This is a genomic window from Rhodococcus sp. MSC1_016 (genome assembly GCF_023667485.2).
GTDB classification, from domain to species: Bacteria; Actinomycetota; Actinomycetes; order Mycobacteriales; family Mycobacteriaceae; genus Rhodococcus_F; species Rhodococcus_F oxybenzonivorans.
This window is the reverse complement of the sequence record NZ_JAMOZI020000001.1, coordinates 1,412,051-1,436,478: the sequence shown is the minus strand read 5'-3', so window position 1 is coordinate 1,436,478 and position 24,428 is coordinate 1,412,051. Positions and strand designations below refer to the sequence as shown.

Genomic DNA, 24,428 nt, shown 5'->3' with positions numbered 1-24,428 from the left:
TCTTTTTCCGGCCATGACCGGGCAGTCAGATTACGACGGTTGTCGCCGCGGACAGCGGCGGTTCGCCCGACATCACCAGGGTGGCCAGCACGTCGACGGCGGCGGTCAACTCGGTGACCGGTCTGGTGAAAGGGAGTCGCTGGTGGTCGTCGAACAGATGACCCGTACCGAAGCGGGGTCCGGGCGCGAGCAGAAGATTCCTGGCGCGTGCGGCTGCTACGAGTTCGCTCGAACCGATCCCCGCCGGGAGGCGGCACCACAACGACAGCCCGCCCGAGGGCAGCTGGAAGCTCCAAGCCGGCAACCGCTCGGTGACGGCCGCTGCGAGGGCGTCACGCTGCCCCCGCAACTCGCGACGACGGCGTACCACCAGTCCTTCGTGCTGGGCGAACAGCCGCACAGCGGCGAGTTGGTCGAGAACGGAGACCGACAACTGTCTCCGCGCCATGATCTTCGCCATCTGCGCGGTGCGGGCGGCCTCGGCGCGCACCCAGCCGATGCGGATACCTCCCCACACGGTCTTGCTGAGGCTGCCGATCGCCACGGTCGCCGATTCCGGGACCGGGACACCGAACGGCTCGAGGTCGCCCGAACCGTCCAGCACGAGTTCCGCCGCCACCTCGTCCACGACGGTCACCACGCCGTGGTGGGCCATCGTCGCGGCCAGCCGCCGCCTGCCGTCGGGAGTCGCCCTGGCTCCCGACGGATTGGAGAAGTCCGGCATCAGGTACGCCACGGTGGGAGCGCTCTGCCGGGCAGCGCGATCCGCCTCGGCGACGAAGGCGTCGGGATCCCTCGCATCGATCGGCACAGGGACAGGGCGGCCCCCCGCCGCCTGCACGGACTCGACCGCGCCGGGATAGGTCGGATGTTCGACCAGGACCCGGTCGCCCATCTCGACCAAAGCCTCGAACACCACTTCGGTCGCATCACCCGCGCCGCCGGTGACGAGGATCTGGTCCGGGGTGGTCGGGCGACCCCTGCGGGTGTAGTGGCCTGCTATCGCCGCACGCAGCGTCGTCAGTCCACCGGGGTGGTAACCGTGCTGAGGCATGAAACGGGGCAGCTCGTCGACGGCGTCCAGATAGGCCTCCCTGAGCTCAGGGGCCGCGGCCGGCGCGGCGTTGACGAGGTCGATGACACCGTCGACGGGCGCACCCACCATGCTTCCCCACGCCGGCGGACCGGAGGGCATCGCCACGTACGTCCCTGATCCGTGTCGCGCCGATGCCCAACCGGCCTCGCGCAGTTCGCGATACGCGGCACTGACGGTCACCCGGCTGAGCCGGAGTTCCTCCGCGAGGGCCCGTTCGGCGGGCAGCCGAACTCCCACGGCCATCGATCCGTCGGCGACCCTCTCGCGGAGGGCGTCGGCGAGTCCGCGGTACAGCGGTTGCCCACCGGTGGGCGCCGCGCCGAGCAGCACCGCCAACTCGGCTGCCGAGACGGTTCGGACCGGTTCACCACTCATACAGGCCACTTTCCCACAGAGGACTGGAAATCGCGGTCCACTTTGCATCGACAATCGATACATGCTGGTTATTGGAATCCTCTTGGCCCTCAGCCTGGCGTCGGTGGCCTGGCTCTGCGTCAGCACCACGAACGGTGGGCGGTCCGGGCTCGCCGGACCTCCGCGCAGCCACCTGCACAGCGACTGAGGGTGTGCGGCAGCATGAAGGAATGAACCCTGCCGCACCCGTTCACGCGATCGTCCTCGCCGGTGGACGAGCCACTCGTATGGGCGGCGTCGACAAGCCTGCCGTGGTGGTCGGCGGACGCCGGATGCTCGACACCGCTCTCGACGCCGTCGACGACTGTGCGCGCATCGTCGTCGTGGGACCCCGGCGCTCCGACCTCGATTCGACGGTGCTCCAAACGCAGGAGACGCCGCCGGGCGCCGGGCCGGTGGCGGGGGTGGCCGCCGGACTGGCGGTGCTCGACGCCGAACCGGGAGACCGGGTGATTCTGCTCGCGTCGGACCTGCCGTTCGCGGAACCCACGATGGTGGAGGCTCTCGCCGCCGCCGTGCAGGACGCCGACACCGTGTTCGCGGTCGACGAGTCGGGCCGCTTGCAGTTCCTGTTGTCCGCGTGGCGCGTCGGCGCGTTGACCGACCGTGTGCGCTCGCTCGGGTCGGCGGTCAATCAGCCCATGAAGGCGCTCGTTCCCGAAACGTTCGACACGGTCCTCTTCCGCGGCGTCACCGACTGCGACACACCAGAGGACGTCGAGCGGGCCCGCGGCCGGGCCGCTGCGTCGCCGGTCTCGATCGCCGAGGCCAGGCGCGCGATCCTCGAGGCGGTTCCCCCACTTCCGCCGCGATCCGCGGCGCTCGGCACGTCGCTCGGCGCCACACTCGCCGAGCCGCTCCTTGCCGCCGAAGCTCTGCCGCGCATCGCCGTCTCCGCCATGGACGGATACGCCGTTGCGGGCGACGGTCCGTGGGTGCTGCGCGACGACATCCGGTATGCGGGAAGCTCCGAGGAACTCGAACTGGCGGACGGCGAGGCGGCCCGGATTGCGACGGGCGCGCACCTCCCCAGCGGCGCCACCGCCGTCGTGCGCGACGAATTCGCCGTGGTGACAAACACTTCCGACGGACCGAAACTGTCCCGCAGTCAGGACGCCCCCGTGCGCGACGACGCGCGGCGGCGCGGCGAGGACTGGCACGAGGGCTACCGGCTCGCGGTGGAGGGCACGGCCGTCACGCCGGCACTCGTCTCCGCAGCCGCGAGCGCGGAGGTGACCACTGCGGGGGTACGCGGCCCCGTCCGCGCGCACGTGGCGGTGACCGGAGACGAGATCCGGCGGGAAGGTCCGCTGCGACGAGGGCAGACGCGGGACGCTCTGGGACCCGTTCTTCCCCAGTTCCTCTCGTGGTGTGGCATCCGGACGGTCGCGGACACGCACCTGCGGGACACGTCCGACAGCTTCGACGAATTGTTCCGGGAGGTCCGCCAGCCCGATCTGATCGTGATCGTGGGGGCGACCGGTGGCGGCGCGGCGGACCAGTTGCGTGCGGCACTCGACCGGGCGGAAGCCCGGATCGTGGTGGGGAGGGTGCAGTGCCGCCCCGGTGGTTCGCAGGTGACCGCCCTGTTGCCGGACGGACGGGTGGTGCTCGGGCTGCCCGGAAATCCGTACGCGGCGGTGGTGACGTTGCTCATCACTGTTCCGTCCATCGTGGCCGCACTCACGGGTCGCACCCCGGCGCCACGTCAGCTGGCGCGTATCGCGAATGCATCCGAGGTCAGTGGCGACGCCACCCGGATCCTGCCCGCCGTCCCGCAACCCGACGGCATGTGGCGGGTCGACCCCGGAATCCGGACCGCGCATCTCGCGGGCATCATCGACCGCGAAGCGTTGGCGTTGGTCCCGGCGGGCGCAGCCGACGGGGATCTGGCAGAGCTGGTGCCGCTGCCGCGCTGACGGGTCAGCGCTGGAACGACAGGGTGTGCTGAGCGGCAGGTATGCCACTGCGGTAGCGCTCGGACACCAACCCGACGATGGCCGGATCGACTCCCAACGGCTCCGCGACACCATCCGCGCCTGCGTCACCGAGTCGGGCGTGGAAGAGTCCGTGCGCGAGGAGGTAGGAGGCGATGAACACCCGCTTCTCACCCTGCGCGCGAAGCGACGCGACGACAGCCGGTACGCGGGGCTCGGCGGTCGCCACGAATCCTATGCGGACCCGCGTCGCCGCGAGTTCCGCCAACATCGCCGCGGCGCGGCGCACGTCACGGAGTGCGCGTGGGTCGGACGATCCCGCCGCAGCGAGGACGACGGCATCCCCCGGCTGCCACCCGGCATCGACGAGACGCCGCAGGAGCACCTCGGCGAGTACGGGGTCAGGACCGAGTGCCCGCGTGACGGCGACCGACGGGTGCCCGCTGTCCGCGACTTCCCGGGGAACGTCGGTGTGGACGTGATACCCGGACGCCAGAAACGCCGGAACCACGACCGCGGGGCCGGTGATGTCCCGCAGTACCTCGGACGGCGACGGTCCGAGAACGTCCACGAAGGCGACGCGCGTCGGACCGACCTGCTCGGCGACGGCATCCGCGAGCGTGGCGATCATCTCCACGCCGCGCGAACTCCGCGTGCCGTGTGCCACCAGTACCAGCGCTGTCTCGTTCATCGAACGCCCTCCTCACGAGAATCGACGCAGTCGACCGGGTCGAGCGCCAGGCGATAACCGCGCTTGACCACCGTCTGCACCGCTTTCGGTGCTCCCAGGGACGCGCGGAGCCGAGCCACAGCCGTCTCCACCGCATGGGTGTCACCGCCGCCCCCGGGCAACGCGGCGAGCAACTCCTCGCGGGGAACGACGCGCCCCGGACGTGCGCCCAGTGTCCGCATCAACGACATCGCTGCGGGCGGCAACTGCCGGACCTCACCGTCGACCACCACACAACCTCCCCGGATGCTGAGTTCATGGCCCGCAGTCTGGATCTTGTTGGCGCGCCGGGGCAGCTCGTCGGCGATGTGCCGGGCCAGGGCGCCGAGTCGCGAACGTTCCGGCATCGTCGTCGGGACCTCCAACTCACGCAACGGTCCGGCCGTCACGGGTCCCACACACACGGCGAGCACGCGATGGCGGAGCGAGTGCAGCACCATCTCGATCAGTCCGGTTTCCTTGGCTCGCGTCAGGAGCGACGCCACTGCCGGTGCGCTGGTGAAGCTCACCGCGTCGAGTCCGCCGCTGGCGATGAGATCGATCATCCGGTCCATCGGGGCCTGATCTTCGAGCGGTGTCCACCGATAGACCGGCACGGCGATCACGTCGGCGCCGGCGCACCGAAGCACCTCGCAGAAGTCGGCGATCGGTTCCCATTCGGTGGTGGCGCCATGTAGCTGCACGGCGATCCGTTTGCCTTCGACGCCCTCACCGAGGAGGTGGTCGAGTACTTCCGCCGACGACTCCGACGCCGGGGACCACTCCTCCCTCAGGTCGGCGGCGCGGATAGCACCCTTGGCCTTGGGACCCCGGGCCAGCAGTCGGCTCTCTGCCAGTGCCCGGCCGAGCTCTTCCGCTTCGCCCCAGCCTTCCGCGGCCTCCATCCAGCCGCGGAAACCGATTCCCGTCGTGGCGACCACGATGGCGGGCGGACTGTCGATGATCTGGCGCGTGACGCGCTCGAGCTCGGTGTCATCGGCCAGCGGAATGATCCGGATCGCCGGAGCGTGAACCACGGTGGCGCCGCGCCTCGTCAGAAGTGTCGCGAACTCTTCGGCACGTCGTGACGCAGTGATCCCGACCGTGAACCCACACAGGGGTGTCCCCTCGTTCACGAACTCGAAGCCCCCGCCACGGACACGTCGTCAGCCGGTGCTTCCGCGACATTCCCATGTGAGCTGTGAATCTGGACGACACCGGCCCAGACGCGCACGTCGTACACGGGCAGGCGAACTGATTCGTCATCGAGGCAACGACCGTCGATCAGCGAGAACACCTGCTTGAGCAGCGGCGACGCCACGGTGGGCTCGCCTGCCCGGTCACCGACGAGGCCGCGGGACATCACCGCTGCGCGCCCGTACGGATCGATGTTCCCGACTGCGCGCAGGGATCCGTCCTCGAGAAGAAACAGCGCCACCTGCTCACCGCCGCGCAGCAGGACTGCCACGCCGAGTCCGGGGATCAATCGGCTGAGTGGGCATGCGGACGTCCATTCGAGCCGGCCTGACTGGACGCTCTCACGCCTGTTTCCACTGGCACTGTGCACGCTCACGTCGACGACGGTCATCACAGTCCTCCTTTGGGGCTGGTGCATTTCCGTGTGGGGTACATACTTCGGGTCTGGTGTTTCCTGGGCGTTAAGAAGGGATTACTCCGAGGTAGAAGCTGCGAATTTCGGCATTCCCATCAGCACGGGAACCTTCCGGACACCGGTCTCGTCGAAGGCGACGGTCGGATCGGCCTCCTCCGGCGCGTTGACGAACGACACGAATCGGGACAGCTTCTCCGGATCCTCGAGCACACCCGCCCATTCGTCCCGATATCCCTCGACGTGCTTGTCCATCGCTGCTTCGAGCTCGGCCGCGATGCCCAGGCTGTCCTCGCACACCACTGCCTTGAGGTGCTCGAGCCCGCCCTCCAGGGAATCCACCCACGGCGCCGTGCGCTGGAGGCGGTCCGCAGTGCGGATGTAGAACATGAGGTAGCGGTCGATGTAGCGGACCAGCGTCTCGTCGTCGAGTCCACCTGCCAGCAGCTGCGCGTGCTTCGGCGACTGACCGCCGTTACCGCCGACGTACAGGTTCCAGCCGTTCTCGGTGGCGATGACGCCGACGTCCTTGCCGCGCGCCTCGGCGCATTCGCGGGCACAACCCGAAACACCGAACTTGAGCTTGTGCGGCGACCGCAATCCGCGGTAGCGGTTCTCCAGGTCGACCGCCATGCCCACGGAGTCCTGGACTCCGTAGCGGCACCAGGTGGACCCGACACAGCTCTTCACGGTGCGCAGCGACTTGCCGTAGGCCTGACCCGACTCCATGCCGGCGTCGACGAGGCGTTTCCAGATGGCAGGCAACTGCTCGACGCGGGCACCGAAGAGGTCGATGCGCTGACCACCGGTGACCTTGGTGTACAGACCGAAGTCGCGGGCCACCTCGCCGATGACGATGAGCTGCTCCGGCGTGCACTCGCCGCCGGGCATCCGCGGCACCACCGAGTAGGTGCCGTTCTTCTGGATGTTCGCCAGGAAGTGGTCGTTGGTGTCCTGCAGGCCGGCCTGGTTGCGGTGCAGGATGTGATCGGAATCGGTGGACGCGAGGATCGAGGCGACCACCGGCTTGCAGATGTCACATCCGGAACCTTTGCCGTACTTGGAAATCAGCGCGGAGAAGGTGCGGGTGTCGGTGGCCTGCACGATCTCGAAGAGTTCGGCACGCGACTGCTCGAAGTGCTCGCACAGCGCCTTCGACATCACCACGCCCGACGAAGCCAGCAACTGCTTGATGGTGGGAAGGCAGCCGCCACAGGTGGTTCCGGCGTTGGTGCAGCTCTTCACCTGCGCGATGTCGCAGGCGCCCTCCGCGATGGCCCCGCAGATCGCGCCCTTCGTGACACCGTTGCAGGAGCACACCTCGGCGTCGTCGGGAAGCGACCCGGCACCTGGCTTCTCGCCAGCCGGGGAGATGAGGGACGCCGGATCACCCGGCAGTTCGCGTCCCACCAGCGGACGCAGCGACGCATACGCGGACGCATCGCCGACGAGAATGCCACCCAGCAGGGTTTTGGCGTCGTCCGACACGACGAGCTTGGCGTACGTGCCCTTCGCGGCGTCGTTGAGGACGACCTCGAGCGCGCCGGGGGTCTGCGCAAGGGCGTCACCGAAGCTGGCGACGTCCACACCCATCAACTTCAATTTGGTCGACAGATCGGCGCCCGGGAATTCGGCGTCGCCTCCGAGGAGGCGGTCCGCGACGATCTCCGCGGTGGTGTAACCGGGAGCGACGAGCCCGTAGCAGCGGCCCTCCACCGCGGCGCACTCCCCGACCGCATAGATGTTCTCGTCGGACGTACGGCACCCGAGGTCGGTGACAATTCCGCCGCGCTCGCCGACGTCGAGCCCCGCGTCGCGGGCCAGCTGATCCTGGGGCCGCACGCCGGCGGAGAAGACCAGAAGCCCTGCCTCGATGGTCGAACCGTCCGACAGTTCGACAGTGATGCCGTCGGGGCCTTCGGTGATTCCCGCGGTACCGACACCCGCGTGGACGGTGACGCCGAGGTCGGTGACGAGTTTGGCCAGCAGCGCTCCACCGCCCTCGTCGACCTGGAGCGGCATCAGCCGGGGTGCGAACTCGACCACGTGCGGGGTCATGCCCAGCAGCTTGAGTGCATTCGCTGCCTCGAGACCGAGCAGACCGCCGCCGACCACGACGCCGACAGCGCCGGGACCGGCCGCCTCCGCCCGGGCCCGGATACCGTCGAGGTCGTCGAGCGTGCGGTAGACGAAACACTCCGGCCGATCGTGGCCCGGGATCGGCGGAACGAACGGGTACGACCCCGTCGCCATGACCAGAGCGTCGTAGGCGACGACCTCCCCCGAATCGGTCGTGACCTTGCGCGACTCACGATCTATGGACGCGGCCCTGCGGCCGATCCGGAGGTCCACCAGGGCATCACCCTGGTAGTCGTTGCCCGCGAGCGCAAGCTCCTTGGGGTCCCACGCACCCACATAGGAGGAGAGGCCCACGCGGTCGTACGCGGGGAGGGGCTCCTCGCAGAGCACCGTCACCGACCAGTCGTCCGACTCGTCGCGTGCGCGGAGCGCCTCGACGAAGCGGTGCCCGACCATTCCGTGCCCGATAACTACTGCTGACTTGCGGCTCATGCCGTCGCTCCTTCTAGCTGAAATACTCGAGTTCTTGCGGTAACTGCTCGTTGGTCACGCCGAGACGGAGACCTTCTCGTCGCCGTCGGTGACGGAGATGCCGCGAGCGATGGACGGGCGGCGCAGGAAGACGACCCAGGTGACGGCGATGCAGGCGACATAGAAGGCGAGGAACACCCAGAACGCCATGGTCGCCGACTTGGCAGACCCGCCGTAGGAGGCGCGCAGCACCAGGTTGATGCCGACACCGCCGAGGCCTCCGATAGCGCCCGCGAAACCGATGAGGGCTCCTGACATTGCACGCGACCAGGCCGCCTTGGCCTCCCGGCTCAGCCCGTCGAGGCCCTGCGCCTTGGCCTCGAAGATCGACGGAATCATCTTGTAGACGGAACCGTTGCCGATTCCTGCCAGCAGGATCAGGGCGATGAAGCCGAAGACGAAGGCCACCATCACTCCTGCCGTGGCGGCGCCGGGCGTGCCGTCGTCGATGGTGCCGGCGGTCACGAGCACGGAGGCGGCGAGCGCCATGGCAACGAAGGTGTACAGCGTGATCTTCCCGCCACCGATCCGGTCGGCGAGCTTGCCGCCCATCGGTCGCGCGATGGAGCCGAGCAGCGGACCGATGAAGGCGATCTGCGCCGCATGCAGTGCAGCCTGTGCGGGAGTCTCACCACCGGCGAGGAAGTTGATCTGCAGAACCTGGCCGAACGCGAAGCTGAACCCGATGAAGGATCCGAAGGTGCCGATGTAGAGGAAGCTGATGACCCACGAATCGGAGAACTTCAGCGCCTTGGCCATCGAGCGGAGATCGGACTTCTGGTTACCGAGGTTGTCCATGAACAGGGCGGCGCCGACCGCTGCCACCGCAATGAACACCAGGTAGACCGCACAGACGATCCACGGTTCCGTGTTGCCCACGGTGGCGATCACGAGAAGACCGACCAGCTGGATCATCGGGACACCGATGTTGCCGCCGCCCGCGTTGAGGCCGAGGGCCCAGCCCTTGAGCCGCTGCGGGTAGAAAGCGTTGATGTTGGTCATCGACGAAGCGAAGTTTCCGCCGCCGACTCCGGCGAGCGCGGCCACGAGCATGAACGTCGTGTACGAGGCCCCGGGGTTCATCATCAGGTACAGGGTGAACAGCGTCGGGATCAGCAACACCAGGGCACTGAAGATGGTCCAGTTACGGCCGCCGAAGCGGGCCGTCGCCACGGTGTAGGGAATCCGGAGCACCGAGCCGACCAAAGTGGGAACGGCGACGAGGAAGAACTTGCCCGCTGCGTCGATGCCGTAGATATCGGTGGGCATGAAGAGAACCATGACCGACCAGATCGACCAGACGGAGAAGCCGACGTGTTCGGCGACGACCGACCAGATCAGGTTCCGCTTGGCAATGTTCTTGTTGCCCGCCTCCCAGGCGTCGACGTCTTCTGCGTCCCAGTGCTCGATGTAATGCTTCACCCGGGCCTCCTCGTTGTGTGGGAGACCCAAAGGTAGAAAACGGGTGTTGCGGCGGTGCTGCGGTCGGTGACCGCAACGTCAACTGATCCTCACTTCCCGACGGAGTCGATGTGAGGTTTCGTGGACGTTTCCGCAGCGTGTCGACGAGCGTCCGAAACGCCGTTCCAGCTGTCCTCGAGCATCCGCGGCTTACAGGCCTGAGCTCCCGCTATGACGAGGATCACTACCGCGACGGTCAAGAATCCGAACGACAGCGCCCAGCCGTCGGTGGAATCGTGGAACACGCCGAACAGTAGCGGACCGAGACACGCGACGGCGTACCCCACACCCTGCGTGAAACCCGACAACGTCGCCGAGCCGAGGTGTGTGCGGGTGCGCAGATTGATGAGCGTCAGCGACATCGGGAAGGTACTGGGCCCGAGCCCGAGCAGCACCACCCACAGGACCGGGGCCGCCATCGGCGCGAACAGCAGGCCGGAGAAGGCCACGAGGTAACAGAGCGCGCAGCCGATCACCACCGGGAAGGGATTACGCATTCGTGCGCACAGAGTAGGAGCACCGAACGCGGACACGAGCCCCATGAAGGAGAAGAGACCCACCATCGCGCCACCGAACGCCTCGCTCGCACCGGCATCGGCGAGGACGTCCGGAATCCAGGTGAACATCGAATACGTGATCATCGACGTCATCCCGAACATTCCCGCCATCCCCCAGCCGACGGGTGATCGCCACGCCTTGCCGTGTGGCGTTCCCGGGGGAACACCGACAGCCGCTCCCGCCGGCGTGGAGGCTGCCCGGCGACGCGCCCGCGCCAGCACCACGGTCCACGGAAGTGCTGCCGCGAAACCGAGCACGGCCCACACACCGATCGAAGTACGCCAGCCGAAAGCCTCCGCGAGGGGGACTGCAACGAAGGCCGGGACGATGGTCCCGATCTGCACGCCGACGATATACACCGAACTCATCGCCGCCAGGGAGTCGGAGAAATAGCGCTTGACGAGCGGGGGGATGACAACATTGCCGATACCCATCCCCGCGAGCGCGAGCGCCGACAGCGCCAGCAACGACCACGTGTCGTTCACCAGCGCCCGGGTGAGCATTCCGACCCCGGCCATCAGCATTGCCACGAGCGCCGTCCGTTCCAGCCCCCACCGCTTGGCGGCGAGCGGGGTGGTCAGGCCGAACAGCGCGAACATCGCCGTCGGCACCATCCCGAACACTCCGACGACGGTGGGTGAGAAGCCGATGTCCTCACGAATCTGAGACGCGAGAGGGCTGAACGACGTGACCGCCAACCTGAGGACGAGCGCAGACATGGCGATCGCGCTGAAGACGAGTAGGCGACCGCGCAGAAGTTTCACCTGAGAAATCATAGGATGACCGGATGACCTTTGGAAAACCGATTCGGCGTGCGAGCCTCATCTCGCAGGTCACCGAGCAGTTGCGGGAAGAGATCTGCAGCGGACGCTGGGCGGTCGGCGAGAAGATTCCGACCGAGACGGCGTTGTCGGAACTGACCGGAACGGGACGCAACACCGTCCGGGAAGCCGTCCAGGCGCTGGTCCATACCGGGCTGCTCGAACGGAGGCAGGGGTCGGGGACCTACGTCGTCGCCACCTCCGATGTCGGCGGAACGCTCGGAAAGTACTTCGCCGGGGCCCACGAGCGCGACGTCCTGGAACTACGCCAGGCCCTCGACGTGACCGCCGCCACGCTCGCCGCCCGGCGGCGCACGCCCGAGGACGTCGCCCGCCTCGAGGATCTGCAGCGCGAACGCCGACGCCTGTGGGAGGAATCCGCGACGGATGCCGCGATCACAGCCGATGTCGCCCTGCACCGCGCGATCGTGGAAGCCAGTCACAACGCGGTGTACCTGGAGTTCTACGACTCGCTGCTCCCCGCTATCGAGCACACCGTGGATCAGCACGTGCACGCCACCGGTGAGGGATTACACAAGGAGCACGAACGCCTCGTGCGGGCCGTCATCGACGGAGACGAGCATCGCGCATCGCTCGCCGCGCGGGACCTCTTCGCCGAACTTCTCGACTAGCCGGGCCTCCTTCGGCACGTCCACTCAGAGCAGCAGCCGCACCACGTCGGCGGTACGGGCGAGTCCGGGGAAGGCTTCGGCCGTGGATCGGGGATGCAGCACATGGACGGCAAGACGGAACAGAACGGCACGCAACAGCATCTGCGGCCACTCGGGAAGGTCTTCCCAACGTCCGATCAGGGCCTCGTCCGCCCCACCCCAGGAGATGGCGTCCACGACGGCCACCGCGGCCGCCCACGCCGCGGGCCGCCAGTACGGGGTGATGTCGGTGATGCCGGGTGCCAGGGCACCCGAGAACAGCACGGTGCCGAACAGATCCCCGTGCACGAGCTGATCGGGGCTGATCACGGGTTTACGCAGAGTCGCCAGCCCGGTGATCAGTTCCAGGCTCTTGCGCCCGTCCGGCGACGGCGTTTCGAGTTGCTCGGCACCCTTCGCGCCGCGCAGGGGAATCTTCTCCCACGCGGCCCGATCGGCCGCCACGAAGACGTCGACCTCCGCCCACGGGGCGACGGGAGGCTGCACCAGGAATCGGGGACGCTCCAACTGGGACGTCGCGGCGTGCAGCCGTCCCGACATCGACACCACCTCGTCGTGCCGGGGTTCGGGCGTGCCCTCGATGAACGTGTCCGCACGCCACCCCGACACCACGTACCGGCCGTCGGTGGAACGCACCGGACGAGCGAGCCGCACCCCGTCCACTTCGAGGGTTTCCCGGACCTTGGCCGACCAGGCGGCACGGGCGTGGTCGGCGACGGCTGAGAGGACTACGTCTCCACAGAGCCACCCGCCGTCCCAGTCCGCACCGAGTGGAATGGGCTCGACTTCCCGGAGGCCGAACGTGGAGCACACGTGCTGAGGGGGTTGTCCTGTGCTCACGATGTCAACGCTACCGCCGGGTGACCCGGCGACCCCGGAAGGCGCGCTGACCAGGTGCCGCCGAAGTCAGTAGACAGGCAGGCTGGTGTCCACCTGCCTGGCCCACGCGATGACTCCGCCCTGTAGATGTGTCGCGTCGGAGAAGCCCGCCTTCTTGAGGGCGGCCAGCGCTTCGGCCGAACGCACCCCGGTCTTGCAGTGCAGCACGATCGGCTTGTTCTGCGGCAGCTCGGCGAGAGCCTCCCCCGACAGGATGCGGTCCTTCGGGATCAGCACCGCGCCGGGCAGATGGACGATGTCCCATTCGACGGGTTCGCGCACATCGACGATCTGAATGTCCTTCCCCGCATCGAGAAGGTCCCGCAGCTCCGTCGCAGTGATGGTCGACCCTGCCGCTGCCGCCTGACCCTCGTCGGAGACGACGCCACAGAAGGCGTCGTAGTCGATCAGTTCGGTGATCGGCGTGCGTGCCGGGTCACGGCGAAGGGTGATGGTGCGATACGTCATGTCGAGCGCGTCGTAGACCATGAGCCTGCCGAGCAGCGATTCACCGATTCCGGTGATCAGCTTCACCGCCTCGGTGGCCATGATCGACCCGATCGAGGCGCACAGCACCCCCAGCACTCCCCCTTCGGCGCACGACGGGACCATTCCGGGTGGCGGCGCCTCCGGGTACAAGTCGCGGTAATTGAGTCCGCGCCCATCCGGTGCGTCCTCCCAGAACAGCGACGCCTGTCCCTCGAAACGGTAGATGGAACCCCACACGTACGGCTTGTGCGCCAGGACCGCGGCATCGTTGACCAGGTAGCGGGTGGCGAAGTTGTCGGTACCGTCGAGGATCAGGTCGTACTGACCGAACAGCTCCACGGCGTTGTCGGGTTCGAGCCGGAACTCGTGCAACCGGACGTCGACGTGTTCGTTGATTTCCTTGATGGACTCGCGGGCGCTTTCCGCCTTCGGCCTGCCCACGTCCGAGCGGCCGTGGATGACCTGACGTTGCAGATTGGACATGTCGACCTCGTCGAACTCCACGATCCCGAGGGTTCCGACACCTGCCGCGGCGAGATAGAGCAACGCCGGCGAGCCCAGGCCGCCCGCGCCGATGACGAGGACCTTGGCATTCTTCAGCCGCTTCTGCCCCGCCATGCCGACGTCGGGGATGATCAGGTGCCTGCTGTAGCGAGCCACCTCGTCACGCGAGAGTTCGGCGTCCGGCTCCACGAGCGGTGGCAGTGGCTGCGGGGTTTTTCCAGAACGGTCAAGCGACACGATCCACTCCTGACGATTGCACAACGGCTTCCGACTCCGTCGAGGCGCCTTGAGGACACCTCGACGGTGTCCTCAATGTCGACTCCTCGACGATGTCACTGTCAACACCCCGGCAACCCCCATTCTTCCCCCCGCCACGCCGGCGGGACACATGGGCTCAACTCAGCCACGCGGGAACGGCCAAGGATTGAAATGGCACGTCAGGCCATTCTTGGGCACTATGCCTTCGGGGTCGAGTTCGGCGATGTCGTTGTTGGAGGTGCCGAACGACTGCTGCATCATCACCGGGGCGAGACCGCCCTCCGTTTCGCAGGGTTGGTGATCCTGGTAGCCGATGGCATGACCGACCTCGTGGTTGATCTGATACTGCCGATACGAACCGATGTCGCCTTGGAAGGCGATGGCTCCGCGCACCCAGCGGGGTTCGTTGAGGAGGACGCGGTCGATCCCGGGGTTGTAGCAGGACACCTCGAGCTGGATGTCGTATCCGCAGGCCTCCCTGATGGTCATTTGGGAGGTCAGGGACACGCGGAAGTCGGGGTCGCCCTGGTCTACCCGCCGGAACGCGAACCGTGGGTCCTTGGTCCAGCTCTTCGGGTTGGACAGGGTCTGGTCGACCATGCGCCCGAATGATTCGTCGCCCCCGAATCCCGAGGTGTCGACACCGTCCTCGATTTCGACGGAGTAGGTGAACTCCCGCTCGGTACCCTGTCCGACCTTGGGACCCGAGCCGGGCACCACCCGCCACGTGCGGGCCCCCGCAGTGGTGAACGGGCCGCCTTCCGGCAACGCTCCGGACGGCAGATCCGCCGCGAAGTTTCCATCCGCCTCGGGAGGCACTCCGATGACGCTCGAGCCGTCCGTGTCCCGGGACAGCGTCCCGAATCCGGGACTGTCGGTGCTCGCTGCCGAGTCTCCGGCGCCAGTGCCGCGCACCGCGTCGACCACGACGAAGATCGTGACCACGAACAGGATCGGTATCGCATAGGCGCGCCACCCATAGGTGGAGACGAATCGGCCCACCCTGCTCTGTTTCCGAACCTGCCGTTCCGGCCGCGGGGTCCGGGGTTTGGTGACGTCCCCGGTGATCGGATCCCACTGCGCACGGAGAGGTTGATGGGATTGCGCCCGGGAAGTGGACCGAGAGGCACCGGGTGCGGCGGCACGCTGATTCAGGCTGCGCGATTGCCACTCCCCGTGATCGGAGCTCTCGGGAGCCCTGCCGCGCACGCGCGGTCCTCCTCGGTCAGTCACGACGCCAGAATCTCACAGTCCGGCATCAGCTCGTCCCAGCCGTCCACCGATGTCCTCTTCGGCGTGTCCGCCCCGGACCACCCGCAACACTGCGGCAACCCGTGCCAGCTGGTATGGCCGCAAGCGGGGATCCGGGCAGTTACCGGTCAGGCAATATTGCAGTCGGACATCGACCTGTGAGTCCACCATGAACGGATTCCTACGCGCGGGTATCGTTCACACAGTTACACAGAATGTGACGCGGAATACTTGTGCAGATTGGAAAGCGCTATGACTGAACTCGCAGATCGGACGAACTCCGATCGCGACGCCACCACCGGAAAGGGTAACGGGCCGCGGCGCAGTACGCGTCTCCCCCGCGACGCCCGGCGACTGCAGCTACTCGCTGCAGCCAGCGAGGTCTTCGTCACGCGCGGGTACCACGCTGCCGGTATGGACGAGATCGCGGAGTGCGCCGGTGTGAGCAAGCCCGTCCTCTACCAGCACTTTCCCGGCAAGCTCGAGTTGTATGTCGCCGTTTTGCAGAGCTATGTCGACAGCCTGATCTCGGGTGTCCGTCAGGCATTGCGATCGACCACCGACAACAAGCAGCGCGTCCGTGCGGCGGTCCAGGCGTTCTTCGACTTCGTCGACAACGATTCGCAGGGCTTCCGGTTGGTGTTCGAGTCGGACCTGATGGGAGAACCTCAGGTTCAGAGCCGTGTCGAGCAGGCCACCGAGGCGTGCGTCGACGCCGTCTTCGACCTCGTCAGTCACGACTCCGGTCTCGATCCCTATCGCGCCCGCATCCTGGCCGTGGGATTGGTCGGCGCAAGTCAGTTCACGGCGCGCTACTGGCTCGAAGCGGCGCGTCCCATTCCCAAGGAAGAAGCGGTCGACACCACCGTCACCCTGGCGTGGGGTGGTCTGTCCCGCGTGCCGCTGCATCCTGAGCAGCGCTAGAACCTCGGTGTACGAGAAAGGGCCCGCAGCCGGTTACGGCTGCGGGCCCTTTCTCGTACACCGTCACGCAGTGGGGGCGAACCCGACCTTGCGGATATCCGACGGACCGATCTCCACGTACGCAATCTTCGCCGCCTGGATGAGGAACTTGCGTCCCTTGTCGTCCTGCAGGGACAGGATCCCGTCACCGCCACCGAGGGCGCCCGAGACCAATGTCTCGACCTCGTCCGGGGTCTGCTCGCTGCTGACGATGAGCTCACGTGGGCTGTCGATTACACCGATCTTGACCTCCACGGTCAACCTCCGAACTCTCCGAGAAACATCAGCTGTCCTGGCCAGGCTAATGCAGTCGGCCCCGCCGGGGCGCGCAGGTGCGCTGTGCCCTGAGCGAACAGGCCGCCCGCACGGGCGATGTCACACGAGACCGAGCACCGCCATGCGCTCGGCGTGCATCTTCTGCATGCGGTCGAACAGGGCGACGACACCATTGAGGTCTCCCGACGCGGAGATCACGAGATCGGTCAGCGCCTCGCGCTGCGCCAACACGAACTGCGCCTGCGTGATCGCTTCACCGAGCAGACGCCGGCCCCACAGCATGAGGCGGTCCTTGTCCCGGTTGCTGGCGGCGATCGCCCGCTGCACCTCGTGCACGACGAACTCCGAGTGGCCCGTCTGCGACAGCACTTCTTCGACCGTTCCGGCCGCCTCGGCGGGCAGGGAATGGCCGATTTCGCGGTAGAAGTCGGCGGCGATTCCGTCACCGACATAGGCCTTGACGAGCGCCTCGAGCCAGGTGGAGGGCGTCGTCGAGGCGTGGTAGTTGTCCAACGCGCGCACGAACGGGTCCATGGCTTCGTAGATGTCGAATCCGCGCGCGGTCAACGCGTGCTCGAGCATTTCGAAATGGCCCATCTCGGCGGCTGCCATGCTGGCGAGCGCGACCTTGCCCTCGAGGGTTCGCGCCATCTGCGCGTCCTCGGACAAGCGGTAGAAGGCGGAGATCTCGCCGTATGCAAGGACCGCGAAGAGTTCGCTGACACCGGGATGATCAGCGGGAATGGTCGAGTTCGACGAGGCAGGGGTGTTGGGCTCCATGGCGCCCCAGCCTAGTGCGTCGGGGAGTGACATTCCCCATGAGCAACCGGCGAGCGGGCGTTGTCCGGCTACAATGATGGTGGATAGCCGCTCGTCGCCACGTTCGTCACCATCGAACGCCGGTCCGGCAATGATCGCGTTCACGATGTGATCAGCGGTTCTCCACCGATAATGTGCGCGCACCTGATCGACGGTCCCAGCCGCGCCTCGCCGAAATTTTGCGAATTTCCGCGCTGAGGCAGAGGCAGGATCACTCGGAAGAGGACCTCGACAAGCGTCGACTGGGAAATCGGGCCGAACAGCGGCCTGGCCCTTACCTCGTGCGTGCGTGCAGCTACGAGGAAGGCTAGTCCCCTGAGCAAGATCACTGTCGACCATGAAGACGACGCGACCGAGACCACGCTGTCTGCGCAACTCGACTCCACTCACGTTGCTCCCACCTTCGCTGAACTCGGTGTCCGTGACGAAATCGTCCGGGCTCTCGACGAGCAGGGCATCGAGCGCACGTTCGCCATCCAGGAACTGACCCTGCCGCTCGCCCTCGCAGGCGACGACCTGATCGGTCAGGCCCGCACGGGCATGGGAAAGACCTTCGGTTTCGGTGTCCCGCTGCTCCACCGCATCTCCAGTGGCACCACCGGAACGGCCAAGCTCGACGGCACCCCCCGGGCACTGGTCATCGTGCCGACCCGCGAGCTGTGTATCCAGGTCACCAAGGACCTCGACAACGCGGCGAAGTACCTGAAGGGCGAGAAGAACAAGCTCGAGGTCCTCGCCATCTACGGTGGCCGCCCTTACGAAACGCAGATTGCGACGCTCCAGAAGGGCGCCGACGTCGTCGTGGGCACCCCGGGCCGCCTGCTCGACCTCGCCAACCAGGGTCATCTGATCCTGGGCAAGGTCGAGGTCCTCGTTCTCGACGAGGCCGACGAGATGCTCGACCTGGGCTTCCTGCCCGACATCGAGCGCATCCTCGGGATGGTGCCGGACAAGCGTCAGACGATGCTGTTCTCGGCGACCATGCCGGGCCCGATCATCACGCTGGCCCGCACGTTCCTCACCCAGCCGACGCACATCCGCGCCGAGCAGGCCGACGACTCTGCGGTGCACGACCGGACCAGCCAGCACATCTACCGGGCGCACGCGCTCGACAAGGCGGAGATGGTGGCCCGCGTGCTCCAGGCTGACGGCCGCGGCGCGACGATGATCTTCACCCGCACCAAGCGCACCGCCCAGAAGGTCGCCGACGACCTCGCCGAGCGCGGTTTTTCCGTGGGCTCCGTCCACGGCGACCTCAATCAGGTCGCTCGTGAGAAGGCGCTGAAGGCGTTCCGCACGGGCAAGATCGATGTCCTCGTCGCCACCGATGTCGCCGCCCGCGGTATCGACATCGACGACGTCACCCACGTCATCAACTACCAGTGCCCGGAGGACGAGAAGACGTACGTCCACCGGATCGGCCGCACCGGCCGGGCGGGCCGCACCGGCATCGCGGTCACCCTGGTGGACTGGGACGACATTCCGCGGTGGCAGCTCATCGACAAAGCCCTGGGCCTCGACATTCCCGACCCCGTCGAGACCTACTCCAGCTCACCCCACCTGTACGAAGAGCTGTCGATCCCGGCGGAGGCGACCGGCTCGGTGAAGGCGGCTCCGGTGGCGAAAGCCGAGAAGCCCGCGCCCGTCGAGGACGGCGACAGCACCGAGCGGGCTCCTCGCCCGACTCGCACCCGTACCCGGCGCCGCACACGGGGTGGGCATCCTGCCGACAGCGTCGGCCCCAAGTCGGTCTCAGCCGAGACGACGGCCCCCGAATCCGCTGCTTCCGGCGACACCGAGGGTGACGGTGCATCCACGCCGCGCCGTCGTCGTCGCCGCCGGACCTCGAAGGTCGGCGCCACGACGAACGCGGAGTAAATTACTACCGTGCTCGCACCTGAGCGGCGCTCGCGCGCCGATCTCGCCGTCGCGGCCGGAATCGCACTGATCGTGACGGTCGCCCTGGTCGTCGTGTGGTTCCGTAGCGACGCCCGGGGCACCACTTCGGTGACGGCGGCCGAGCCGCCCTCTGCACTCGTCACGGCTCTGGCCGTGCCCGAGACTCTCGATCCGCTGTGGGAAGCGTCGAGCGCCGTCACCACTGCACCTCTCGTCGTCGCCGGCGCCGTGGTGACCGCGGACGGTGGTGACGTCGTCGGACGTGACCGTACGTCCGGTGACGAGCTGTGGCGGTACTCCCGGGATCGTGAGCTGTGCGGTGTGACCGCCTCGTGGGACAAAGTCGTGGCGGTCTACCGCGACGAGCGAGGGTGCTCTCAGGTGACGGAACTCGACGGCGGCACCGGTGCCCGGGTAGCGCAGCGTTCCAGTGATGCCGACCCCGAGGTGATGTTGTCGGCGGATGGAACCTATGTCACCGCGCGTGGGAACAGCCGCCTCGAGCTGTGGCGCTCCGATTTGGTGCGCACCGTCGAATACGGCCACGTCGGCGCACCCGTCAACCCCGGTAAACAGCCTCGCAGCGGATGTACGTTGCTCGACGCCGGTTCCAGCAGTAGCCGGCTCGCCGTGCTCGAGCGTTGCCCCGGCGAGGAGGGCGACCGACTGACCGTCATGAACCCGTCACCGAAGGACAATCAAGAGCCTGAAGAGTACGGGTCCAGCGTCCTCGCCGGCGTCGAGGCAGGGGTCGAGGGTGCTCGGGTTCTCGGCGTGTCCGGTGAAACCATTGCCGTTTATCTACCCGGCGGGATGTCCACCGGTCCGCGGATCGGTCTGTTCGACGGCACCGGCAACGCAGTCTCCGAGTACTCTCTCACCACTGCAGTCGGGCCCGATTCGGTCACTGCGGCAAGCAGTTCCGTCATCACGTGGTGGACGGGTTCCGATGCCGTGACTTTGGGCGCCGCCGATCTTGTGCCACGGTGGAGCTTTCCCGGCGCCCTGGGTCCCGGGGCCGTCATGGCGGGCAGCCTCCTCGTCCCGGTCGACGACGGGATCGCCGTTCTCGACCTGTCGACGGGTGCACGGCTGAGAACCATTCCGGTCGAACGCGATCCCGGTACGGGACCGATCACCACCGCTGTGGCGGGCGACCTCGTCATCGAGCAACGTGGCGACCGGATCACCGTCCTACGCTGACGGGGTGGAGGATTCCGCGATCACAACAAGGTAGCCGTCGAGGTCACGCAACCAGATTTCCCGGTGGCCCGCATTGGGATTGAAGTGAACGTCGGTGACGACGTCGGCATCCGAATCCCGTATTCGTGTCAGCACATCGTCGAAGTCACCGGCCTCGAACCAGATCGCCACCCCGTTACCCCTCGGCAGCGCCGGGTCACACAGCGCGCCGTGATGGTGGCCGAGGTCGATCCTGTGCAATTGCAGGATCAGAACTCCGTCGACGAGAAGTTGCTCGTACTCGCATCCCCCGTGGCCGCTCACCGCTCCGAGGACGTGGCAATACCAGTCGGCGGCCCGTTCGACGTCGGCTACGGAGACGAGCGGTTGCGCCCGCATCTTCGGGATCGTGCTCGGTGGCGTCATGCCTGCGACGGTAACGTGGCCGAACCCCAGGGGCTTGGACGAATGAGCACACACACGACGCGTCCGGTCAGCGGAAGGTGGCACGGTAGGCAGTTGGGGACACCCCGAGCGTGCGGCCCAGATGCTGCCGCAGGGAGGTGGCGGTGCCGAAACCTGATGCGTCCGCGACCTCGTCGACCGGCAGGTCGGTGTTCTCCAGCAATTCCCGGGCGCGGTTGATGCGCTGCTCGACGAGCCACCGGGTCGGAGACATGCCTGTTTCCCTGCGGAATTTCCGCGTGAACGTGCGCACGCTCATCGACTCCTGCGCAGCGAGTTCGCGCAGGGACACTGGTTGGTCGAGCCGGGACAACGCCCAGGCCCGCGCAGCCGAAGTCGAGGTGGTGCCGGTCTCCGGAACGGGTTCGGTGATGAACTGGGCTTGACCCCCGCTCCGATGCGGCGGCACCACGGTGCCCCTGGCCACCTCGTTCGCTGTCGACGCCCCGTGGTCGCACCGAATCATGTAGAGACACAGATCGATTCCCGAAGCCACACCCGCCGCGGTGAGCACCTCGCCGTCGTGGGTATAGAGCACCCCGGGGTCGAGATCGACGTCGGGATAGAGCCGTCGGAACGCGTCGGCCGATTTCCAGTGCGTGGTCGCGCGGCGGTTGTGCAGCAGGCCGGCGGCCGCGAGAACGAACGATCCCGTGCAAATCGACGCGACACGGGTGCCGGGACGGATTCGCGCGAACACGTCGGCCAGCGGACGTGGCAGTTTCCCGTCCTCGGGAGGATCGTAATCCTGCTCCGACGCCGGGACGACCACGGTGTCGGCGGTATCGAGCAGTTCGGGTCCGTGTGTCACCGAGAGCGTGACGTCGGTGTCGGTACGGATGTTTCCGGGGGCGAGCGCGCAGGTCCGGACCTCGTACAGCCGCTCACCCTCCGCCGTCCTCGCCTCACCGAACAGTCGGTGGACGATCCCGAATTCGATCGGGAGGACACCATCGCGCACGAATACGACGACACGGTGAGCCATGGCCCGATTCTTTCACATAGTGGCTGCCCGGCCACTGTTGGTGCGCTCGCGTCCGGTGAACACTCGACAAAGACGAGGAACCCGACACGAAGGGGTGCTGATGAGAATTTTGTGGGTATCCGCTCATCCCGAACCCAGGTCGCTGAACGCCGCGCTGCGGAAGGTGGCGCTTCGAACCCTGACGGTCGACGGGCACGAGGTCCGGTCGTCCGATCTCTACGCGATGGACTGGAATCCCGTGGTGACGGCAGCAGACTTCCGCCACGAGCACGATCGACGCCTCCATATCGGGCAGCGCTCACGCCAGGCGCTCGAGCAGGGGACACTGGCCGCCGACATTCTCGCCGAGCAGCGCAAACTGGACTGGGCCGACGCACTCGTCGTTCAGTTCCCGCTCTGGTGGTACGGGATGCCGGCCATCCTCAAGGGATGGTTCGATCGGGTCTTCGTGGAGGGGTACGGCTACGGAGTGCGAGGGGCGGACGGTTCGACGCGGCGATACGGCGATGGAATGCTTGCCGGCAAGCGGGCCCTGACGGTGGTGAGCTTCGGCGGTAGCGCGGACAGTGTCGGGCCGCGTGGCATCAACGGAGCAATGGACGAATTGTTGTTCCCTATCCAGCACGGGATCTTCTGGTACACGGGCATGTCGGTGATGCCACCGTTCCTCGTCGACAGTGCCGACCGGCTCGCCGAGGAGCAATTCGGCCAGGTAGCGGCGCGTCTCGAGCGACATCTCGCCGGCTTGTTCACGAACCGACCGATTGCCTTCCGCTCCCAGAACGGTGGCGACTACGACTCCCGATTCGTGTTGCGCGCCGATCGCTCTCCCGGAACCACGGGATTCCGGGCTCACTATGGCGAAGTGACACGATCCGAGCAGAACTCCCACCCTCGCCAGACCTGTAACGTGTTCTAATTCTTCAATGGCAACCTACGTGATCACGGGCGCCGCGTCAGGCATCGGCGCCGCCACCGGTCAGCTACTCACCTCTGCCGGTCACACCGTCATCGGTGTCGACCTCGCGAACACCGACGTCGTCGCCGACCTGTCGACCCCGGAAGGCCGGTCTGCGGCGGTGGCGGCAGTAACCGAGGTCAGCGAAGGAGTCGTGCACGGGCTCGTGTGCTGTGCGGGACTCGGACCGCTCTCCCACGCTCCCGGCGGGACACTCGTCGCTGTCAACTACTTCGGCGCTGTCGACCTCGCCACCGGACTGCGGCCGGCGCTCGAGCGGGCCGAGGGTGCGTCGGTGGTCCTGATCTCGTCGAGCAGCACTACCACCCAACCGGGCATCCCGGAACACCTCGTAGCCGCATGCCTCGATGGCGACGAGGCCAGAGCCCTGGAACTCGGGGACGAGGCCACCGCCATTCCGGCATACCCGGCGTCCAAGCTGGCGCTGGCCTGGTGGGTCCGGCGCGAAGCCGTCCGCGCCGAATGGGTCGGGCGGAAAATCCGCCTCAACACGGTTGCACCCGGGATGATCGACACACCGATGACGAACGGACCCGACCTCGACCCCGAGCTGGCGAAAGCCCTGGATTTCTACCCCGTACCACTGGGACGCCGCGGTCGGCCCGAGGAGATCGCAGCCGTGGTCGAGTTCCTGGTGGGACCGGGCTCCACACTACTCTGCGGAAGTGTCGTTTTCGCCGACGGCGGCACCGATGCACTACTCCGGCAACAGGATTGGCCCGCGGCCTGGAACCCGACCCCTGAGGACCTTACTCGGCACTTCCAGTCGAGAACGTGACCAGCTCGGATCCGGCCCAGTGCTTCGCCAGGTTGTCCGCCAGGTCACGATAGGCCTGCGCACCCTTGTTCTTGCGCCCTGCCAAAACGGTGGCGCCGGACGCCGTCGCCTCCGCGAACCGGACGGTCCGCGGAATCGGCGGCGACAGGACCGGCAGATCGTATCTGTCGGACACATCGGACAGTACGTCGCGACTGTGCGTCGTCCGGGCGTCGTAGAGCGTGGGCAGCGCACCGAGCAGCACGAGGTCGGGGTTGGTGATCTGCTGGACCTCCCGGACCGTCCGCAGCAGCTGGCCCACACCGCGATGGGCGAGCGTTTCACATTGCAGCGGGACCAGCACCGATTGTGAAGCGGTGAGACCGTTGAGCGTGAGCACCCCGAGCGACGGCGGGCAGTCGATGATGACGGTGTCGTAGTCGTCCAGAAGCGATGCCAGAGCGCGCTTGAGGGCGAACTCGCGGCCGGGCCGCATCAGGAGCAACGCTTCCGCACCGGCCAGGTCGATCGTGGCAGGAAGCAGATCGACACCGTCCTCGGTGGGGATCACGGCATCCTTCGCAGCAAGATCGCCGGTCAGCACCTCATGGACCGAGGCCTCGAGACGGTCAGGATTGTGGCCCAGGGAGAAGGTCAGACATCCCTGCGGATCGAGATCGACCACCAAAACTTTGTTGCCCAGCGCAACGAGCGCCGCACCCAGAGAAGCGACGGTGGTGGTCTTGGCGACCCCACCCTTCTGATTTGCCACTGCAAGAACCGTTGTCACGGCTCGATCCTGTCCTACTTCGCCCCTCGAGGCGAGCCTTACACGC

Annotated in this window: 24 protein-coding genes; 8 read left to right on the top strand and 16 right to left on the bottom strand. The window is 67.0% G+C overall.

Annotated features, from left to right (window positions below; translation table 11 throughout):
* Window positions 1-25: 25 nt before the first annotated feature.
* Window positions 26-1,471 carry a MocR-like transcription factor YczR gene (gene yczR / locus L1080_RS06635; protein ID WP_250764792.1) on the bottom strand — a complete coding sequence of 482 codons (1,446 nt, stop codon included), beginning with the start codon at window positions 1,469-1,471 and terminating at the stop codon, window positions 26-28.
* Window positions 1,472-1,532: 61 nt separating this feature from the next.
* Between yczR and L1080_RS06630 the strand changes: the two genes are divergently transcribed.
* A complete protein-coding gene (locus L1080_RS06630) occupies window positions 1,533-1,658 on the top strand; it encodes a hypothetical protein (protein ID WP_268962526.1) in 126 nt (41 codons plus the stop codon).
* A gap of 22 nt (window positions 1,659-1,680) precedes the next feature.
* Window positions 1,681-3,429 (top strand): NTP transferase domain-containing protein, encoded by a 1,749-nt coding sequence (locus L1080_RS06625; protein ID WP_250764794.1) that lies wholly within the window; start codon window positions 1,681-1,683, stop codon window positions 3,427-3,429.
* A 4-nt stretch (window positions 3,430-3,433) separates the two neighbouring features.
* Here L1080_RS06625 and L1080_RS06620 read toward each other — a convergent pair whose 3' ends face one another.
* The 6 genes from L1080_RS06620 to L1080_RS06595 form a co-directional block, all read right to left on the bottom strand.
* On the bottom strand, window positions 3,434-4,138 hold the full coding sequence (locus L1080_RS06620; protein ID WP_250764796.1) for a sirohydrochlorin chelatase: 705 nt from the start codon (window positions 4,136-4,138) through the stop codon (window positions 3,434-3,436).
* Window positions 4,135-5,292 (bottom strand): uroporphyrinogen-III synthase, encoded by a 1,158-nt coding sequence (locus L1080_RS06615; RefSeq protein WP_159925937.1) that lies wholly within the window; start codon window positions 5,290-5,292, stop codon window positions 4,135-4,137. The genes L1080_RS06620 and L1080_RS06615 overlap by 4 nt, the downstream gene beginning before the upstream one ends.
* On the bottom strand, window positions 5,289-5,744 hold the full coding sequence (gene nirD, locus L1080_RS06610; RefSeq protein ID WP_109331215.1) for a nitrite reductase small subunit NirD: 456 nt from the start codon (window positions 5,742-5,744) through the stop codon (window positions 5,289-5,291). The genes L1080_RS06615 and nirD overlap by 4 nt, the downstream gene beginning before the upstream one ends.
* Window positions 5,745-5,825: 81 nt before the next feature.
* Entirely contained in the window at window positions 5,826-8,336 is a 2,511-nt protein-coding gene (gene nirB / locus L1080_RS06605) for a nitrite reductase large subunit NirB (RefSeq protein ID WP_159925935.1), read from the bottom strand.
* A 54-nt stretch (window positions 8,337-8,390) separates the two neighbouring features.
* On the bottom strand, window positions 8,391-9,797 hold the full coding sequence (locus L1080_RS06600; RefSeq protein WP_250764799.1) for a nitrate/nitrite transporter: 1,407 nt from the start codon (window positions 9,795-9,797) through the stop codon (window positions 8,391-8,393).
* An 89-nt stretch (window positions 9,798-9,886) separates the two neighbouring features.
* Complete coding sequence (locus L1080_RS06595; RefSeq protein WP_250764801.1) at window positions 9,887-11,170, bottom strand: CynX/NimT family MFS transporter; 1,284 nt, start codon at window positions 11,168-11,170, stop codon at window positions 9,887-9,889.
* Between the two features lie 11 nt (window positions 11,171-11,181).
* Between L1080_RS06595 and L1080_RS06590 the strand changes: the two genes are divergently transcribed.
* Complete coding sequence (locus L1080_RS06590; protein ID WP_250764802.1) at window positions 11,182-11,847, top strand: FadR/GntR family transcriptional regulator; 666 nt, start codon at window positions 11,182-11,184, stop codon at window positions 11,845-11,847.
* 24 nt (window positions 11,848-11,871) lie between these two features.
* Here L1080_RS06590 and L1080_RS06585 read toward each other — a convergent pair whose 3' ends face one another.
* From L1080_RS06585 to L1080_RS06570, 4 genes are all read right to left on the bottom strand, one after another.
* The gene (locus L1080_RS06585; RefSeq protein WP_109331219.1) at window positions 11,872-12,726 is read right to left on the bottom strand and encodes a TIGR02569 family protein; all 855 of its coding nucleotides are present in this window, start codon (window positions 12,724-12,726) and stop codon (window positions 11,872-11,874) included.
* 66 nt (window positions 12,727-12,792) lie between these two features.
* Window positions 12,793-13,995, bottom strand: coding sequence for an adenylyltransferase/sulfurtransferase MoeZ (moeZ, locus tag L1080_RS06580; protein WP_250764804.1), 1,203 nt, complete (start codon window positions 13,993-13,995; stop codon window positions 12,793-12,795).
* A 162-nt stretch (window positions 13,996-14,157) separates the two neighbouring features.
* A complete protein-coding gene (locus L1080_RS06575) occupies window positions 14,158-15,171 on the bottom strand; it encodes a DUF3152 domain-containing protein (protein ID WP_284707320.1) in 1,014 nt (337 codons plus the stop codon).
* Window positions 15,172-15,261: 90 nt separating this feature from the next.
* Window positions 15,262-15,438, bottom strand: a complete 177-nt coding sequence (locus L1080_RS06570) for a hypothetical protein (RefSeq protein ID WP_250764812.1) — start codon at window positions 15,436-15,438, stop codon at window positions 15,262-15,264.
* An 81-nt stretch (window positions 15,439-15,519) separates the two neighbouring features.
* Here L1080_RS06570 and L1080_RS06565 point away from each other — a divergent pair, with 81 nt between their 5' ends.
* Window positions 15,520-16,191, top strand: a complete 672-nt coding sequence (locus L1080_RS06565; RefSeq protein ID WP_109331224.1) for a TetR/AcrR family transcriptional regulator — start codon at window positions 15,520-15,522, stop codon at window positions 16,189-16,191.
* Between the two features lie 63 nt (window positions 16,192-16,254).
* Here L1080_RS06565 and L1080_RS06560 read toward each other — a convergent pair whose 3' ends face one another.
* Both L1080_RS06560 and L1080_RS06555 read right to left on the bottom strand, forming a co-directional pair.
* The gene (locus L1080_RS06560) at window positions 16,255-16,485 is read right to left on the bottom strand and encodes a DUF3107 domain-containing protein (RefSeq protein WP_109331225.1); all 231 of its coding nucleotides are present in this window, start codon (window positions 16,483-16,485) and stop codon (window positions 16,255-16,257) included.
* Between the two features lie 120 nt (window positions 16,486-16,605).
* Entirely contained in the window at window positions 16,606-17,286 is a 681-nt protein-coding gene (locus L1080_RS06555) for a ferritin-like fold-containing protein (protein WP_159925921.1), read from the bottom strand.
* Between the two features lie 324 nt (window positions 17,287-17,610).
* Between L1080_RS06555 and L1080_RS06550 the strand changes: the two genes are divergently transcribed.
* Both L1080_RS06550 and L1080_RS06545 read left to right on the top strand, forming a co-directional pair.
* Window positions 17,611-19,203 carry a DEAD/DEAH box helicase gene (locus L1080_RS06550; protein WP_250764817.1) on the top strand — a complete coding sequence of 531 codons (1,593 nt, stop codon included), beginning with the start codon at window positions 17,611-17,613 and terminating at the stop codon, window positions 19,201-19,203.
* Window positions 19,204-19,212: 9 nt separating this feature from the next.
* Window positions 19,213-20,427 carry an Rv3212 family protein gene (locus L1080_RS06545; protein ID WP_250764820.1) on the top strand — a complete coding sequence of 405 codons (1,215 nt, stop codon included), beginning with the start codon at window positions 19,213-19,215 and terminating at the stop codon, window positions 20,425-20,427.
* On the opposite strand, the gene L1080_RS06540 is transcribed toward L1080_RS06545, so the two are convergent.
* On the bottom strand, window positions 20,419-20,805 hold the full coding sequence (locus L1080_RS06540) for a VOC family protein (RefSeq protein ID WP_159927574.1): 387 nt from the start codon (window positions 20,803-20,805) through the stop codon (window positions 20,419-20,421). The genes L1080_RS06545 and L1080_RS06540 overlap by 9 nt on opposite strands.
* 94 nt (window positions 20,806-20,899) lie before the next feature.
* The gene (locus L1080_RS06535; protein ID WP_250764822.1) at window positions 20,900-21,856 is read right to left on the bottom strand and encodes a GlxA family transcriptional regulator; all 957 of its coding nucleotides are present in this window, start codon (window positions 21,854-21,856) and stop codon (window positions 20,900-20,902) included.
* Window positions 21,857-21,956: 100 nt separating this feature from the next.
* On the opposite strand from L1080_RS06535, the gene L1080_RS06530 reads away from it, so the two are divergent.
* Together L1080_RS06530 and L1080_RS06525 are read left to right on the top strand one after the other, a co-directional pair.
* Window positions 21,957-22,775, top strand: coding sequence for an NAD(P)H-dependent oxidoreductase (locus tag L1080_RS06530; protein WP_159925913.1), 819 nt, complete (start codon window positions 21,957-21,959; stop codon window positions 22,773-22,775).
* 7 nt (window positions 22,776-22,782) lie between these two features.
* Entirely contained in the window at window positions 22,783-23,613 is an 831-nt protein-coding gene (locus L1080_RS06525; protein WP_250764839.1) for an SDR family oxidoreductase, read from the top strand.
* Here the strand turns inward: L1080_RS06525 and L1080_RS06520 are convergent.
* Window positions 23,585-24,382, bottom strand: a complete 798-nt coding sequence (locus L1080_RS06520; RefSeq protein ID WP_159925909.1) for a ParA family protein — start codon at window positions 24,380-24,382, stop codon at window positions 23,585-23,587. The genes L1080_RS06525 and L1080_RS06520 overlap by 29 nt on opposite strands.
* Between the last annotated feature and the right edge of the window lie 46 nt (window positions 24,383-24,428).